Below are 15,526 nucleotides of genomic sequence, written 5' to 3'. Positions count from 1 at the left end.
TCATGACGACGCCATCGGGCCAGCGTCAGCCGGACGCCTGGAGCCGGAGCCCGGCGAGGAGCAGGTTGAGGCCGGCGCGAACCTGCTCCGCGTCGTCGTGGCGCGCGAACTCCTCGACGATGTAGGCGACAAACGGGTATTCGTCGCTCGGCAGCTCACGCCACACGGCCGCCGCCGTCGCCACCCGTTCGGCGTCGCGCTCCCCGCGCTCGGCGCCACCGCGCCGGCCGAGGTCGGCTGCGGTGCCGATGGTGAACCCGAGAATCGCCGAGACGGCGTCGAGGCTCTGCCGGGGCGTCAGCCCCAGTCGTAGCACCTGCTGGCCGAGGTGCTCGTAGAAGCGGGTGGCGTTCGGCTGCCCGCCGGTGTCGCGCATGAAGAACTGGGCGAGCCACGGGCGCGCGTCGAGCGCGCGGTAGAACGCGGTGGCGATCTCGCGCAAGTCGTCGACGGGGTCGGGCGCCGAGGTGAAGCCCGCGGTCGCCTCGAGGACGGATTCGAGCGTGCGGTCGGCCGCCTTGGCGAGCAGGTCGTCTTTGGTCTCGACGTACCAGTAGATGCTCGCCACCCCACCGCCGAGGCGAGCGGCCAGCGCGCGGAAGGTGAGAGCGGCCTCACCGTCCGCGTCGAGCAGGGCGATCGCCTCGGTGAGGATCGCGTCGAGGGACAGGGCGGCTCGACGGCGGCCGTCCGATCGCGCGGCCGACGGCGACGGGGCGGCGGCGGGCGAGGTCATGGGCTCCATCCCATCACAGCTTGGCAGGAGTCGAACACCGTTCTAGAGTATCAAACACCGTTCGATACTCGAACGGCGTTCGATCGATAGGAGGTCTCTCTGATGGCTCTGCCCGCACCCGACGCCGTGGCGACCGTCACGGCCACTCGCGCCTATCCGACCCTGCGCGCCGCGTGGATCCCGATGCTCGCGCTGTGCATGGCGTTCTTCGTCGAGATGGTCGACAACACTCTGCTGTCGATCGCGCTGCCCACCATCGGGCGCGACCTCGGCGCGGGCACCACCGACCTTCAGTGGGTCACCGGGGCCTACTCGCTCACGTTCGGCGGGCTCTTGCTGACGGCGGGCTCCGTGGCCGACCGGTTCGGTCGACGCCGCGTGCTGCAGGTCGGCCTGACGCTGTTCGGCCTGATCAGCCTGCTGGTCGTCTGGGTCGACACCCCGGCGCACCTCATCGCCCTGCGCGCCGCCCTCGGCGTCCCGGCCGCGATGATGGCCCCGATCACCAACTCGCTGGTGTTCCGCCTCTTCGACTCCGCCGTCGTCCGCCGCCAGGCGATCACCGTGATGATCGTCGTCGGGATGAGCGGGTTCGTCCTCGGCCCGCTGCTCGGCGGGACCGCCCTGGCGCACGTGCGCTGGGAGTGGCTGCTGGCGGTCAACGCGCCCATCGCCCTGCTCGCCCTCCTCGGAGTGAGGCTCGGCGTCGGCGTCGACGACCCGGCGGGCCTGACCCACGACCGGCTCGACCTTCCCGGGGCGCTGCTGTCCGTCGTCGCGATCGGGCTGGCGTGCTACACCGCCACGGCCGGCGTCGACCACGGGTGGACCTCTCCGGTCACGATCGGCTCGGCGGTCGGCGCCGTGGCCGCCGTCGTGGGCTTCATCGCGCGCGAACGCACCGCCCCGACTCCGATGCTCGACCTCGTCGCTTTCCGCGACGGCGCCGTCCGCGGAGCGGCGATCGCCCAGGTCGGCACGGCCATCGCCATGGCCGGGGTGATGTTCTCCCTCATCCTCCACTACCAGTACGCCTTCGGCTGGAGCCCTCTCAAGGCAGGGCTGGCCAACCTGCCCTTCATCATCACGATGGTCGCGGCCAACCCCATCTCGGAAGCCCTCGGACGCAGGCTCGGCAACCGGGTCGCCTGCCTCGTTGGCGCAGTCCTGCTCGCCGGCGCCCTCGGCGGGCTCGCCTGGGCGGTCGAGCATGGCTACCTCGCGATCTCGGTCTTCGTGGTGGTCTTCACCGTCGGGATGCGCACCGTGATGACCACGTGCGCCGTCGCGCTCGTGGACGCCATGCCCGAGAACCGCACATCGATGGCCACAGCCCTCAACGACACCGCCCAGGAGGTCGGCTCCAGCCTGGGCACCGCCGTCGTCGGCACCCTCATCGCCACCCTCGTCACCGCCGCGCTGCCTGCCGGGGCGTGGAACCCCGCCCTGGTCGAGAGGTTCTTCGGCGGCGAGCGCATCGCCTTCACCGTGCTCGCCGTCGCCGTCGGCGCACTCGTCGCCTGGGGCGTGGCGTCCCTGCCCGGCAGGCACGCAGCCATCGAGCGCTGAGCGGCGAAGGCCCACCGGAGCTGGCCTCATCCCTGCCCGTTCGTCACGCCCGTCGCGTCCACTCCGCGCCTGCGCAGGGGTGATGGCTGCTGGAGACGACCTCCCGCGCCTCCGGTCGGGAGGCACGCGCAGAAGTCCTGTGCCGTGAGACTCCGCCGCGCCGGGCCTCTGGTCAGCCGGCTCGGTGGGTCTCGACGGGCGGGGTCGGTGGTTCTCGTCCGAGCCGGTCGCGCCGTGCCCAACCAGACACGCACCATGCGCATTGGAGACCCAACCGTTGCGCCCGCGCACGCGTTCCTCGTGAACGACCTCCTCCGATCGCTGGCCGGGACGCCGCTCGTCTGACGGACGCGCTGGGGTCACCGCACGCCCGCACAACAACAGCATCCGTTGCCCCGGCGGAGCACGACTTGCGCCCGGCGGCTCCGCACGGCGCCGCCGGGCGCTCGCCGCCTGTCAGTAACCCTGAGCACGGTGTGCCTGCGCGCGCGGCGTCGCACGCACACAGAGAGGCCCGGAACCGCGGAATGACGCGGCTCCGGACCTCCGATCGGCCGGCTCAGGTGGTTTCGGGCTCAGATGGTTTCGACGGGCTCAACCATCAGGAGTCTCAGAAGTCCCAGTCGTCGTCGGTCGTGTCGACGGCCTTGCCGATGACGTACGACGAGCCCGACCCCGAGAAGAAGTCGTGGTTCTCGTCCGCGTTCGGGCTCAGCGCCGCGAGGATCGCCGGGTTGACGTCCGTCTCCTCCTTGGGGAACAGCGCCTCGTAGCCCAGGTTCATCAGGGCCTTGTTGGCGTTGTACCGCAGGAACTTCTTGACGTCCTCGGTCAGGCCCAGCTCACCGTAGAGCGCCTCGGTGTACTCGACCTCGTTCTCGTACAGCTCGAAGAGCAACTCGAACGTGTAGGCCTTGATCTCGTCCTGCTCGGCCTGTGTGACGCGCTGCAGGCCCTTCTGGAACTTGTAGCCGATGTAGTACCCGTGCACGGCCTCGTCGCGGATGATGAGGCGGATCAGGTCGGCCGTGTTGGTCAGCTTCGCCCGGCTGGACCAGTACATGGGCGCGTAGAAGCCCGAGTAGAACAGGAACGACTCGAGCATGGTCGAGGCGACCTTGCGCTTGAGCGGGTCGTCGCCCCGGTAGTACTCCAGCACGATCTCGGCCTTGCGCTGCAGGTTCGGGTTCTGCTCCGACCACGCGAACGCCTCGTCGATCTCCTTGGTGGAGATGAGGGTCGAGAAGATCGAGGAGTACGACTTCGCGTGGACGCTCTCCATGAACGCGATGTTGGTGTACACCGCCTCCTCGTGCGGCGTCAGCGCGTCGGGGATGAGCGAGACTGCGCCGACCGTGCCCTGGATGGTGTCCAGCAGCGTCAGGCCCGTGAACACGCGCGTGGTCATGAGCTTCTCAGCCTCGTTGAGCGTGGCCCACGACTGGATGTCGTTGGACACCGGAACCTTCTCGGGCAGCCAGAAGTTGCCGACCAGTCGGTCCCAGACCTCAAGGTCCTTCTCGTCCTCGAGCCGGTTCCAGTTGATCGCCGTCACGCGGTCGATGAGCTTGAGCTTGCCGGTGGGTGCCATGTCTTCTTTCCTGAAGTCCCGATAGTTGGCTCAGAGCATGCAGGAGACGCAGTCCTCGACCGACGTCCCCTCCAGTGCGAGCTGGCGCAGGCGGATGTAGTAGAGCGTCTTGATGCCCTTGCGCCACGCGTAGATCTGAGCGCGGTTGACGTCGCGGGTGGTGACGGTGTCCTTGAAGAACAGCGTCAGCGACAGGCCCTGGTCGACGTGCTGCGTCGCGGCGGCGTACGTGTCGATGATCTTCTCGAACCCGATCTCGTACGCGTCCTGGTAGTACTCCAGGTTGTCGTTCGTCATGTAGGGCGCCGGGTAGTAGACGCGGCCCAGCTTGCCCTCCTTGCGGATCTCGATCTTGGCCGGCACCGGGTGGATCGACGACGTCGAGTTGTTGATATAGCTGATCGAGCCCGTGGGCGGCACGGCCTGGAGGTTCTGGTTGTAGATGCCGTGCTCCATGACGGAGGCCTTGAGCGCGCGCCAGTCGTCCTGTGTCGGGATGGCGACCCCGGCGTCGGCGAAGATCCGCGCGACGCGCTCGGTGGCGGGCCGCCACTCCTGCTCGGTGTACTTGTCGAAGTACTCCCCCGTCGCGTACTTCGAGTCCTCGAAGCCGCCGAACGCCCGGCCGCGCTCGATCGCGAGGCGGTTGGAGGCCGCGATCGCGTGGTACGCGACCGTGTAGAAGTAGATGTTGGTGAAGTCGACGCCCTCGTCGGAGCCGTAGAACACGCGCTCACGGGCGAGGTAGCCGTGCAGGTTCATCTGGCCCAGGCCGATGGCGTGGCCCATCTCGTTGGCGAGCTTGACCGAGGGCACCGACTCGATCGACGTCTGGTCGCTCACGGCCGTCAGCGCGCGGATCGCGGTGTCGATCGTCTTGCTGAAGTCGGGCGAGTCCATCGCCTTGGCGATGTTGAGCGAGCCGAGGTTGCACGAGATGTCACGCCCGATGTGCGCGTACGACAGGTCCTCGTTGAACGTCGACGGCGTCGAGACCTGGAGGATCTCCGAGCACAGGTTCGAGTGGGTGATGCGGCCCTTGATCGGGTTCGCCTTGTTCACCGTGTCCTCGAACATGATGTACGGGTAGCCCGACTCGAACTGCAGCTCGGCGAGCGTCTGGAAGAAGTCGCGGGCGCTGATCGTCGTCTTGCGGATGCGGTCGTCGGCGACGAGCTCGTCGTACTTCTCCGAGATCGAGATGTCGGCGAACGGCACGCCGTACACGCGCTCGACGTCGTACGGCGAGAACAGGTGCATGTCCTTGTTCGCCTTGGCGAGCTCGAACGTGACGTCGGGGACCACGACGCCGAGCGACAGCGTCTTGATGCGGATCTTCTCGTCCGCGTTCTCCCGCTTGGTGTCGAGGAACCGCAGGATGTCGGGGTGGTGCGCGTGCAGGTACACCGCGCCCGCGCCCTGGCGCGCGCCGAGCTGGTTGGCGTAGCTGAACGAGTCCTCCAGCAGCTTCATCACCGGGATGACGCCCGAGGACTGGTTCTCGATGTGCTTGATGGGCGCGCCGTGCTCGCGGATGTTGCTCAGCAGCAGCGCCACACCGCCGCCGCGCTTGGACAGCTGAAGCGCCGAGTTGATGCCGCGCGCGATCGACTCCATGTTGTCCTCGATGCGCAGCAGGAAGCAGGACACGGGCTCGCCGCGCTGCGCCTTGCCGATGTTGAGGAACGTCGGAGTCGCGGGCTGGAAGCGTCCGGCCACGACCTCCTCGACGATGTCGCGCGCGAGCTGTTCGTCGCCGTCGCCCAGGCCGAGGGCGACCATAGAGACGCGGTCCTCGAAGCGCTCGAGGTACCGCTTTCCGTCGAACGTCTTGAGCGTGTAGGACGTGTAGTACTTGAACGCTCCCAGGAACGTCTCGAAACGGAAGTCCTTCGAGTACGCGAGCTGGAACAGCTCCTTGACGAAGGCCGGCGAGTACTTGTCCAGCACCGCGGCCTCGTAGTACTTGTTCTCGACGAGGTAGGCGAGCTTGGCCTCGAGCGTGTCGAACTCGACCGTGTTCGGGTTGACGTGCTGCAGGAAGTACTGGCGGGCCGCCTCGCGGTCCTTGTCGAACTGGATCTTCCCGTCCGCGCCGTACAGGTTCAACATCGCGTTGAGCGCGTGGTAGTCGAGCTGGACGCCCTGCGCAGCCGCGGGCGCCGCCCCCGCGGCCGACGCGCTCACGCCGAGATCAGTTGTCGTTGCCAAAACCGTCCCCATCCTTCACGGACGCGCTGCGCGTCCTCGATCGTCCCCAAGAGCTCGAAGGCGTACAGGTACGGGACCTGGCACTTCGAGGAGATGATGTCGCCGGCGATGCAGTAGGCAGCGCCGAAGTTGGTGTTGCCCGCGGCAATCACACCGCGGATCAGCGACCGGTTGCCCTCGTCGCCCAGGAACCGGCGCACCTGACGTGGGACGGCCCCACCCTCGTTTCCCCCGCCATAGGTGGGGACCATGAGGATGTAGGGCTCGTCGACCGTCAGGAAGCCGTCCGCCGGGCGCAGCGGGATGCGGTGGACCGTCGCGCCGAACTCATCCAGCCGAACCTTCTGGACGAACCGGTGCGTGTTCTCGGAGACGCTGGAGAAATACACGAGCGAGCCCATGTCACGCCTCCTGTGGCGCCCGCCTCGCGGCGGGCGCGTCGCTCGATCGCGTCAGGCGTTCGCGGCCTGGCGGGCCGCGGCGAGAGCGCTGATCTGGTCCGGGCGGAAGCCCGACCAGTGGTTCTCACCGGCCACCACCACGGGCGCCTGCAGGTAGCCGAGGCCGCGCACCATCTCCAGCGCCTCGGCGTCCTGCGTGATGTCGACGACCGTGTAGTCGATGCCCTTCTTGTCGAGGGCACGGTAGGTCGCGTCGCACTGCACGCAAGCCGGCTTGCTGTAGACGGTGATGCTCATGTTCGCTCCCCTGACCTGGACTGACACCCGTGAAGTTACGTCGGTGTGGTTCACGCGAGGGCCTGAAGGTCCCGCAGGCCTCAAACACTACACCTAGTGGTGCGCGCGCGCGCCACAACGACATGTAGTGGTTGGGCGTGGTGTGTGACCATGCGCACGATCCTGCCACGCACCACCGACACGCCCGCCGCACGAGCCGCGGAACGTCGCGGATCCGGCCCCCGAGCCCGGCGGGCGGGCGTGTTCGCAACGTCACGGCGCCGCGCCGGCCCCGACGCGGATCGAGGGTGCGGCCGCCTGGGCCGCACCCTCGACGAGGCGCTCGTGGCCAGACGTTGAGACGTCCGGTCGCCTCACCTCACGAGCAGCTCACCGCCGGCGGGCTGATCGGAGCCGTCCCGGTGGCAGTGAATCCGTACGTCGTCGACGCGCCCGCGGCGAGCGCGCCGTTGTAGGGCTGGTTCGTCACCGTGTGCGTCGAGCCGGAGACCGTGTGGACCCCGTTCCACACCTGCACGCTCGCCGACGAGGTGAACGACGTCGACCACGACGTGCGAGCGGCGCCGGCCTTGACCGTCACCTCGCCCTGGAAGCCGCCCTGCCACGAGCTGGTGATCCTCATCGTGGCCGTGCATGCCCCGGACCCCGGGGGGTTCGTCGGCGTCGGCGTCGGGGTCGGGGTCGGAGTGGGCGTGGGCGTGGGCGTCGGGGTCGGGGTGGGCGTCGGGGTCGAGGCGCCGCCGTTGAGCGCGGCGAGCGTCGAGGCGTAGGCGGCCTTCTTGTTGCCCTGCCCGTCGAACAGCAGCGGCGTGCCGCTCGCGCGCCACGAGTCGGAGTCCCGGACACCCCAGACCGTGATGCCGGTGCACCGGCTCACCGCGAGGCAGTCGGCGACGACCTTGGCGTAGGTGTCCGCCTGCGCGCTGCCCGATCCCTCGATGTCGAGCTCGGTGATCTGGACGTCGACGCCCAGGTCGGCGAACCGCTGCAAGGTGGTGCGGTAGTTGCTCGGGTACGGGCTGCCGGAGTTGAAGTGGGACTGGAAGCCGACGCAGTCGATCGGCACGCCGCGCGCCTTGAAGTCCCTGACCATCGAGTAGACCGCCTGGGTCTTCTCCCAGGTCCAGTTGTCCGTGTTGTAGTCGTTGTAGCAGAGCTTGGCGGTCGGGTCGGCAGCGCGGGCGGCCCGGAACGCCTGCTCGATCCAGTCGTCACCCGTGCGCTGCAGGTTGGAGTCGCGCCGCGCCCCGGATGAGCCGTCGGCGTACGCCTCGTTGACCACGTCCCACGCGTAGATCTTGCCCCTGTAGTGGGTGGCCACCTGGGTCACGTGGTTGAGCATCGCGCTGCGCAGCGCGGCCCCGGACAGGTTCGCCATCCACGACGGCTGCTGCGAGTGCCACGCGAGCGCATGCCCGCGCACCCTCTTGCCGTTCGAGGTCGCCCAGTTGACGATCTGGTCGGCGCTCGAGTAGCTGAACTGACCTTGGGTCGGCTCGGTCGCGTCCATCTTCATCTCGTTCTCGGCCGTGACCATGTTGAACTCGCGGTTCGCGATGGTCGAGTAGGTCGAGTCCGACAGGCGATAGCCCGCGATGGCGGCGCCGAAGTAGCGGCCGGTGTCGCTGGCCGCCGCCTGGAGCGTGGTCCCTGCCGCCTGCGCGCTCGCGACACCCGCCACGGCGACCAGGGAGGCGAACGCCACGGCCGCGACAGTGCGCAGCCCACGACGGTGGTGCTGATGGTTCATCGTCGTCCCTTCAACACGGTGGGCCACCATTGGTCCACCCGGTTCGACAACGATTTCGACACCGCTCGCCCCTGTCAAGCGGAGAGGGTGATCTGGGTCACTTTCGAAAGTGACCGCCTCAGGCCACGTCGACTCCCGCGCGGATCACGCGCACCGGACGCAGGTCGGCGTCGGTCACGAGCACGTCGGCGCGACGCCCGACGACGAGGCCGCCGACGTCGTTCAGCCCGAGCGCGCGGGCCGGCACCCACGACGCCGCACGCACCGCGTCCAGCAGGGGCACACCGGCCGCCACGGTGGCCCGCACGACGTCGATCAGCCGCGCGGTCCCACCTGCGATCGAGCCGCCCTCGGTCAGCCGCGCGACGCCGTCGGCGACCGTGACCGCCATCGGGCCCAGCACATAGGATCCGTCGGGCATGCCCGCCGCGGCCATCGCGTCGGTCACCAGCGCGACGTGGTCGGCTCCGACCATCTCGATGACCGAGCGGATCGTCGCGGGCGCCAGGTGGACGCCGTCGGCCACGAGCTCGACGACCATGTCGCCGCGCGCAGCCGCGGCCAGGCACGCGGCGACCGGACCGGGCTCGCGGTGGTGCAGCGGCGGCATGCCGTTGAACAGGTGCGTCGCGGTCATCTCCAGGCCCCGCTCGCGCAGCGCGGGCGCCACCTGCGCGATGAGCGCCTCCGCCTGCTCGGCCGACCCGGAGGTGTGTCCCAGCGAGGGCACCGCGTCGGCCGCGATGAGCGCCTCGGCCACACCGCCCGGCCCCGCCACGCCGGGCACCTCGGGCGCGACCGTCATCGAGCGCAGATGGCCGCCCGACGCCGCCACGAGGTCGCGCACCAGGGCGGCGTCGCCGGGGACCAGGTGCTCCGGGCTCTGCGCGCCGCGGCGCTCGTAGGACAGGAAGGGGCCCTCGGAGTGGATGCCCGCGATCTCGCCCGCATCCGCCAGGGCGCCCAGCAACTGCGCGCGGGCGATCAGGGTCTCGCGGCCCGCGGTCACCAGCGACGCGAGCATCGTCGTCGTGCCGTTCGCGCGGTGCTCCCGAACGGCCACGAGAGCCTGCTCGGCGGACGTCGCGTCGGGGAAGCTGGCGCCACCGCCGCCGTGGTCGTGCACGTCGACCAGGCCGGGCAGCAGCGTCGTGCCCGCGGGGGCATGCGCCGCCGCGACCGGCGCGCCCGCCGCGGGTCCCGCATAGGCGACGCGGTCCCCCTCAAGCACGAGAGCGCCGTCCTCGATGACGGCGTCGGGCAGCACGAGGCGACCGCGCAGGGCTGTGGTGACAGGGGTGGAGGGATGCGACATGTCGCCCATCCTTGCGCACCCAGCGCCGCGTACGCAGGCGAAAGCGCACCTTCGGGCGCCTCGGCACGCCGCGATCGGTGGGTAACGTTTTAGAAGAGGCGAGCCTCGGCGTCGTCCATGCCGCGCATCGCGTCGTAGTCAAGCACGAGGCAGCCGATCCCGCGATCGGTCGCCAGCACGCGGGCCTGCGGCTTGATCTCCTGGGCCGCGAAGACGCCACGGACGGGCGCCAGCAGCGGGTCGCGGTTGAGCAGGTCGAGGTACCGCGTGAGCTGCTCGACGCCGTCGATGTCGCCGCGGCGCTTGATCTCGACGGCGACGTGTCCCCCGCCGGGCGCGCGCGCCAGGATGTCGACCGGGCCGATCGCGGTCATGTACTCGCGGCGCACCAGCGAGTGTCCGTCACCCAGCAGCATGATCTGCGCTGCGAGCAGCTCCTGCAGGTGCGCCTCGACGCCGTCCTTGATCAGGCCGGGGTCGATCCCGAGGTCGTGGCTCGACTCGTGCGCGACCTCGTGCAGTTCGATCTCAAGCCGGTCGTCCGACTTGGCGTGCTGGACGGTCCACACCTGCGTCACGCCTCGCGCGGCCGCCTCGTCGTCGGGATCCGTGACCTTGAGCGTGCACGGCGGGCTCATCCAGTTGAGCGGCTTGTACGAGCCGCCGTCGGAGTGCAGCAGCACGCTCCCGTCGGCCTTGACCACCAGCAGCCGCGTCGCGAGCGGCAGATGGGCCGTCAGCCTGCCCGAGTAGCGGGCCGAGCAGGTGGCGACGACAAGACGCACGGATTCTCCTTACAGGACGAGGTCACGCCGCCCGGGCGGCGCCGCCTCGAGCCACGAGGCGAGCCCAGCGTACGCGGCCGCGGACATCGACAACTCGAAGTCGGCGCCGTCGTAACGACATCGCACAAGGTACTGGTCGCTCTGGCCCGCATGGTCGAGCGGAACGCGTCCGGTGACGACCAGTCGGTCACGCAGCCAGGTGCGCGCCGCGCGCGGTGACAAAGACCAGCACCGATACCACTCGATCCGCCCCACCGCGTAGTGGGCGATGCCGAGCGTGAACGCCACCGACGGGTTCCCGCCCGCCCGCGCCTGGCAGGGGAACGACCCGACGCGGTGTGAGAGCCGGTGCAGCCGCGAGGCGCCGAGCGCCACGACGATCCCCGCGAACGCCAGGATCGCGAGCACGGCCCAGACGGCGGCGGTCACGGCGGCGGCCTCAGGCCTCGGAGCCGTCGGTCTGCGTGATCTCGTCGGCGACGACGGTCACAAGATTGTCGTCGACCGAGACGAAGCCGCCCGTGACGTGAACCTCGAACACCGGGCCCTCGTCCGCGGTGACCCGCACCGTGCCGGGACGCAGCACGGCGAGAATGGGCGTGTGACCGGCCAGGATGCCGATCTGGCCGTCGACCGACGGCGCGCTCACCTGACGGGCGATCCCAGACCAGACCTTGCGGTCGGTGGCGACGAGGTCGACGCTCAGCTCTGCCACGTTGTGCTCCTCACGGTTTCGGGGAAGAAGGGACGGTGGCCCGCGCCCACCCGCGCGGGGCGGTCACGGGCCACCGGCGACGCCGTCAGGCGCCGTACTCCTTCTGGATGCGGGCCCAGTTGCGCTCGAGGTCCTCAAGACCGCCGATGTTGTAGAACGCCTGCTCGGCGACGTGGTCGAACTCGCCCTCAGCGATCTTCTTGAACGCCTCGATGGTCTCGGTCAGCGGCACGGTCGAGCCCGCCACGCCCGTGAACTTCTCGGCCATGTAGGTGTTCTGCGAGAGGAACTGCTGGATGCGGCGCGCACGCGCCACCACCGTCTTGTCCTCCTCCGAGAGCTCGTCGACACCGAGGATCGCGATGATGTCCTGCAGCTCCTTGTTGCGCTGCAGGATCGACTTGACCTGCGTGGCCACCGCATAGTGCTCGGCGCCCACGTACCGCGGGTCGAGGATGCGCGACGTCGAGGTCAGCGGGTCGACGGCCGGGTACAGACCCTTCGAGGCGATCTCTCGGCTGAGCTCGGTCGTGGCGTCCAGGTGCGCGAACGTCGTGGCCGGGGCCGGGTCGGTGTAGTCGTCGGCCGGCACGTAGATCGCCTGCAGCGAAGTGATCGAGTGGCCGCGCGTGGAGGTGATGCGCTCCTGGAGGATGCCCATCTCATCGGCGAGGTTCGGCTGGTAGCCCACCGCGGACGGCATGCGGCCCAGCAGCGTGGAGACCTCGGAGCCCGCCTGCGTGAAGCGGAAGATGTTGTCGATGAACAGCAGCACGTCCTGCTTCTGCACGTCGCGGAAGTACTCCGCCATCGTCAGACCGGTCAGGGCGATGCGCAGACGCGTGCCCGGCGGCTCGTCCATCTGACCGAAGACCAGGGCCGTCTTGTCGAAGACGCCGGCGTCCTCCATCTCGTGGATGAGGTCGTTGCCCTCACGCGTGCGCTCGCCGACGCCGGCGAACACCGACACACCGCCGTGGTCCTGGGCGACGCGCTGGATCATCTCCTGGATGAGCACCGTCTTGCCGACGCCCGCGCCACCGAACAGGCCGATCTTGCCGCCCTGGACGTAGGGGGTCAGCAGGTCGATGACCTTGATGCCCGTCTCGAACATCGAGGTCTTCGACTCAAGGTCCTTGAACGCGGGGGCCTTGCGGTGGATGGGCCAGCGCTCGGTGACCTCGAACTTCTCGCCCTCCTTGAGGTTGAGGACGTTGCCGGTCACGTCGAACACGTGGCCCTTGGTGATGTCACCCACGGGCACCGTGATCGGCGAGCCCGTGTTCGTCACGACGGCGCCGCGCACGAGGCCGTCGGTCGGCTTGAGCGCGATGGCGCGCACGAGCGAGTCGCCCAGGTGCTGGGCGACCTCAAGCGTGAGGGTGAAGGACTTCTCGCCCTCGCCCTGCGAGCTCAGGTCGATGTCGACCGTGAGCGCGTTGTAGATGTCGGGGATGGCGTCCTCGGGGAACTCGATGTCGACGACGGGGCCGATCACTCGGGCGACACGGCCGGTCGCGGCCGATCCGGAGTTGCCGGCGGTGCCGTCCGGACGGAGCCCGGCGGTGGTGGCGGTCATTGCATGCCTCGCTTCGGAAAGGTCGTCATTTACTTCGATGCCGCGAGGGCGTCGGCACCCGAGACGATCTCGCTGATCTCCTGGGTGATGTCCGCCTGGCGGGCCTGGTTCGCCAGGCGCGTGTAGGTCCGGATGAGGTCCTCGGCGTTGTCGGTCGCCGTGTGCATCGCGCGCTGACGCGACGCGAGCTCGGATGCCGCGGCCTCCAACAGGAAGCTGAACAGGCGGCTGCGCACGTAGCGCGGCAGCAGCGTGTCGAGCACGACCTCGGCCGACGGCTCGAAGTCGTAGAGCGGCTCGACGTCGTCATGCTCGGCGACGCCCTCGACCACCTCGAGCGGAAGCATCCGCACGACGCGTGGGCGCTGGGTGACCATGTTGACGAACTGCGTGTACACCACGTGCAGCTCGGCGACGCCGTCATCGGCGGCTGCCGCCTCGAACCGCGCCAGCAGCGCGTCCGCGATCTCGTTGGCGACCTCGGGCGTCGGGTTGTCCGAGCCGTAGGCCCACTGCCCGGCGAGCGGGCGCCCACGGTAGCGGTAGTAGGACACGGCCCGGCGGCCCGCCACGAACAGGTCGACCGGCTTGCCCTCCCGCGAGAGCTGCTCGAACAGGCGCTCCGTCTCGCGGATGATCGACGCCGAGTACGAGCCCGCCATGCCACGGTCGGAGGCGATGACCAGCACCGCGACGCGGTCGGTGTCGTGGCGCACCTCGGTCAGCGGGTGCTCGACGTGCGCGTGCGTCGCGACAGCGGACACGGCTCGCGTGATGGCCTGCGCGAAGGGGGTCGCGGCCGCCACGCGGGCGCGAGCCTTGCCGATGCGGGAGGCCGCGATCAGCTCCTGCGCGCGGAACACCTTCTTGAGCGACTGCGTCGACTTGATCCGCTGCCTGTAGACGCGCTGGGATCCTCCGGCCATGCCGTCAGGCCTTCTTACCCGTGACGATCTGCTCCTGCTCGATCGTCACGTCGGTGTCGTCGGCGTCGGCCCCGACCAGCGGCGTGCCATCGCCCTTGAGGAAGCCCCGGCGGAACGTCTCGACCGCCGTCGACAGCGCCTCCTCCGTCTCGTCCTCGAGCTTGCCCGACGACGCGATGGTGGTCAGGACGTCGCCCGTGCGACGCAGGTGGTCGAGCAGCTCGGCCTCGAAGCGCTTGATGTCCTCGACGGGGACGTCGTCGAGCCTGCCCTTGGTGCCCGCCCAGATCGACACGACCTGCTCCTCGACCGGGTACGGCGTGTACTGCGGCTGCTTGAGCAGCTCCATCAGCGCGGCGCCGCGGGCGAGCTGACCGCGTGAGGCGGCGTCAAGGTCCGAGGCGAACATCGCGAAGGCCTCGAGCGAGCGGAACTGCGCCAGCTCGAGCTTGAGCGTGCCCGCGACCTTCTTCATGGCCTTGATCTGGGCGTCGCCGCCGACGCGGGACACCGAGATGCCGACGTCCACGGCGGGGCGCTGGTCGGCGTTGAAGAGGTCCGACTGCAGGAAGATCTGGCCGTCGGTGATCGAGATGACGTTGGTCGGGATGTACGCCGAGACGTCATTGGCCTTGGTCTCGATCATCGGCAGGCCGGTCATCGAGCCCGCGCCCAGCTCGTCCGAGAGCTTGGCGCAACGCTCGAGCAGACGCGAGTGCAGGTAGAACACGTCACCGGGGTAGGCCTCGCGGCCCGGCGGGCGGCGCAGCAGCAGCGACACGGCGCGGTAGGCCTCGGCCTGCTTCGACAGGTCGTCGAAGACGATCAGCACGTGCTTGCCCTGGTACATCCAGTGCTGGCCGATGGCCGAGCCGGTGTAGGGCGCGAGGTACTTGAAGCCGGCCGGGTCGGACGCCGGTGCGGCCACGATCGTCGTGTACTCCAGGGCCCCGGCGTCCTCGAGCGCGCCGCGCACCGAGGCGATGGTCGAGCCCTTCTGGCCGATCGCGACGTAGATGCAGCGCACCTGCTTCGACGGGTCGCCCGAGGCCCAGTTGGCCTTCTGGTTGATGATCGTGTCGATCGCGATCGCGGTCTTGCCGGTCTGCCGGTCGCCGATGATGAGCTGACGCTGGCCGCGGCCGATCGGGATCATCGAGTCGATGGCCTTGATGCCCGTCTGCAGCGGCTCGTGCACCGACTTGCGCTGCATGACGCCGGGAGCCTGCAGCTCCAGCGCGCGACGGCCCTCGATGCCCGTGATCTCGCCGAGGCCGTCGATCGGGTTGCCGAGCGGGTCCACGACGCGGCCCAGGTAGCCCTCGCCGACCGGGACGGAGAGCACCTCGCCCGTGCGGCGCACCTCCTGGCCCTCCTCGACGCCCGTGAAGTCACCCAGCACCACGACGCCGATCTCCCGCACGTCGAGGTTGAGCGCGAGGCCGAGCGTGCCGTCCTCGAAGCGCAGCAGCTCATTGGCCATCGCTCCGGGCAGGCCCTCGACGTTGGCGATACCGTCGGCGGTGAGGGTCACGCGTCCGACCTCTTCGGTCACGGGCCCGTCGGGCTCGTAGGACTTCACGAAGCTGTCCAGCGCGGCCCGGATCTCCTCCGGCCGGATCGTCAGCTCAGCCATTGCTTCATCTCCTGT

The 15,526-nt window shown here is 69.3% G+C and carries 14 protein-coding genes; 1 reads left to right on the top strand and 13 read right to left on the bottom strand.

All coding sequences use genetic code 11. The features are described 5' to 3' along the window. Positions 1 to 25: 25 nt before the first annotated feature. The gene (locus tag EV386_RS01775; protein ID WP_130411778.1) at positions 26 to 736 is read right to left on the bottom strand and encodes a TetR/AcrR family transcriptional regulator; all 711 of its coding nucleotides are present in this window, start codon (positions 734 to 736) and stop codon (positions 26 to 28) included. A gap of 102 nt (positions 737 to 838) precedes the next feature. On the opposite strand from EV386_RS01775, the gene EV386_RS01770 reads away from it, so the two are divergent. Then, on the top strand, positions 839 to 2,305 hold the full coding sequence (locus EV386_RS01770) for an MFS transporter (protein WP_130411776.1): 1,467 nt from the start codon (positions 839 to 841) through the stop codon (positions 2,303 to 2,305). 610 nt (positions 2,306 to 2,915) lie between these two features. Here the strand turns inward: EV386_RS01770 and nrdF are convergent. The 12 genes from nrdF to atpA form a co-directional block, all read right to left on the bottom strand. Then, positions 2,916 to 3,896 (bottom strand): class 1b ribonucleoside-diphosphate reductase subunit beta, encoded by a 981-nt coding sequence (nrdF, locus tag EV386_RS01765; protein ID WP_130411774.1) that lies wholly within the window; start codon positions 3,894 to 3,896, stop codon positions 2,916 to 2,918. A 30-nt stretch (positions 3,897 to 3,926) separates the two neighbouring features. Beyond that, a complete protein-coding gene (nrdE, locus tag EV386_RS01760; protein WP_423218952.1) occupies positions 3,927 to 6,119 on the bottom strand; it encodes a class 1b ribonucleoside-diphosphate reductase subunit alpha in 2,193 nt (730 codons plus the stop codon). Then, a complete protein-coding gene (nrdI, locus tag EV386_RS01755; RefSeq protein ID WP_130411770.1) occupies positions 6,080 to 6,508 on the bottom strand; it encodes a class Ib ribonucleoside-diphosphate reductase assembly flavoprotein NrdI in 429 nt (142 codons plus the stop codon). Before nrdI ends, nrdE begins: the two co-directional genes overlap by 40 nt. Before the next feature lie 51 nt (positions 6,509 to 6,559). Then, on the bottom strand, positions 6,560 to 6,805 hold the full coding sequence (gene nrdH / locus EV386_RS01750; RefSeq protein WP_130411768.1) for a glutaredoxin-like protein NrdH: 246 nt from the start codon (positions 6,803 to 6,805) through the stop codon (positions 6,560 to 6,562). A gap of 358 nt (positions 6,806 to 7,163) precedes the next feature. Further along, positions 7,164 to 8,555, bottom strand: a complete 1,392-nt coding sequence (locus EV386_RS01745) for a glycoside hydrolase family 10 protein (RefSeq protein WP_130411766.1) — start codon at positions 8,553 to 8,555, stop codon at positions 7,164 to 7,166. A gap of 118 nt (positions 8,556 to 8,673) precedes the next feature. Beyond that, a complete protein-coding gene (locus tag EV386_RS01740) occupies positions 8,674 to 9,870 on the bottom strand; it encodes an N-acetylglucosamine-6-phosphate deacetylase (protein ID WP_130411764.1) in 1,197 nt (398 codons plus the stop codon). A gap of 89 nt (positions 9,871 to 9,959) precedes the next feature. After that, positions 9,960 to 10,655 carry an endonuclease NucS gene (nucS, locus tag EV386_RS01735; RefSeq protein WP_130411762.1) on the bottom strand — a complete coding sequence of 232 codons (696 nt, stop codon included), beginning with the start codon at positions 10,653 to 10,655 and terminating at the stop codon, positions 9,960 to 9,962. A 9-nt stretch (positions 10,656 to 10,664) separates the two neighbouring features. Beyond that, on the bottom strand, positions 10,665 to 11,084 hold the full coding sequence (locus EV386_RS01730) for a DUF2550 domain-containing protein (RefSeq protein ID WP_130411760.1): 420 nt from the start codon (positions 11,082 to 11,084) through the stop codon (positions 10,665 to 10,667). A 10-nt stretch (positions 11,085 to 11,094) separates the two neighbouring features. Next, the gene (locus EV386_RS01725; RefSeq protein ID WP_130411758.1) at positions 11,095 to 11,370 is read right to left on the bottom strand and encodes a F0F1 ATP synthase subunit epsilon; all 276 of its coding nucleotides are present in this window, start codon (positions 11,368 to 11,370) and stop codon (positions 11,095 to 11,097) included. Between the two features lie 85 nt (positions 11,371 to 11,455). Beyond that, positions 11,456 to 12,949 carry a F0F1 ATP synthase subunit beta gene (gene atpD, locus EV386_RS01720; protein ID WP_130411756.1) on the bottom strand — a complete coding sequence of 498 codons (1,494 nt, stop codon included), beginning with the start codon at positions 12,947 to 12,949 and terminating at the stop codon, positions 11,456 to 11,458. Between the two features lie 29 nt (positions 12,950 to 12,978). Continuing rightward, positions 12,979 to 13,875, bottom strand: coding sequence for a F0F1 ATP synthase subunit gamma (locus EV386_RS01715; protein ID WP_130411754.1), 897 nt, complete (start codon positions 13,873 to 13,875; stop codon positions 12,979 to 12,981). 4 nt (positions 13,876 to 13,879) lie between these two features. Then, complete coding sequence (atpA, locus tag EV386_RS01710) at positions 13,880 to 15,511, bottom strand: F0F1 ATP synthase subunit alpha (protein WP_130411752.1); 1,632 nt, start codon at positions 15,509 to 15,511, stop codon at positions 13,880 to 13,882. Positions 15,512 to 15,526: the final 15 nt, after the last annotated feature.

The organism is Xylanimonas ulmi, assembly GCF_004216535.1.
Classification (GTDB): domain Bacteria; phylum Actinomycetota; class Actinomycetes; order Actinomycetales; family Cellulomonadaceae; genus Xylanimonas; species Xylanimonas ulmi.
Note: the sequence above shows the minus strand (reverse complement) of the source record. Positions and strands in the feature narration are given on the sequence as shown.

Coding starts and splice junctions, on each gene's coding strand:
- EV386_RS01775 (WP_130411778.1), bottom strand. CDS start 736: ATGACCTCGCCCGCCGCCGCCCCGTCGCCGTCGGCCGCGCGATCGGAC.
- EV386_RS01770 (WP_130411776.1), top strand. CDS start 839: ATGGCTCTGCCCGCACCCGACGCCGTGGCGACCGTCACGGCCACTCGC.
- nrdF (WP_130411774.1), bottom strand. CDS start 3,896: ATGGCACCCACCGGCAAGCTCAAGCTCATCGACCGCGTGACGGCGATC.
- nrdE (WP_423218952.1), bottom strand. CDS start 6,119: ATGGGGACGGTTTTGGCAACGACAACTGATCTCGGCGTGAGCGCGTCG.
- nrdI (WP_130411770.1), bottom strand. CDS start 6,508: ATGGGCTCGCTCGTGTATTTCTCCAGCGTCTCCGAGAACACGCACCGG.
- nrdH (WP_130411768.1), bottom strand. CDS start 6,805: ATGAGCATCACCGTCTACAGCAAGCCGGCTTGCGTGCAGTGCGACGCG.
- EV386_RS01745 (WP_130411766.1), bottom strand. CDS start 8,555: ATGAACCATCAGCACCACCGTCGTGGGCTGCGCACTGTCGCGGCCGTG.
- EV386_RS01740 (WP_130411764.1), bottom strand. CDS start 9,870: ATGTCGCATCCCTCCACCCCTGTCACCACAGCCCTGCGCGGTCGCCTC.
- atpD (WP_130411756.1), bottom strand. CDS start 12,949: ATGACCGCCACCACCGCCGGGCTCCGTCCGGACGGCACCGCCGGCAAC.
- EV386_RS01715 (WP_130411754.1), bottom strand. CDS start 13,875: ATGGCCGGAGGATCCCAGCGCGTCTACAGGCAGCGGATCAAGTCGACG.
- atpA (WP_130411752.1), bottom strand. CDS start 15,511: ATGGCTGAGCTGACGATCCGGCCGGAGGAGATCCGGGCCGCGCTGGAC.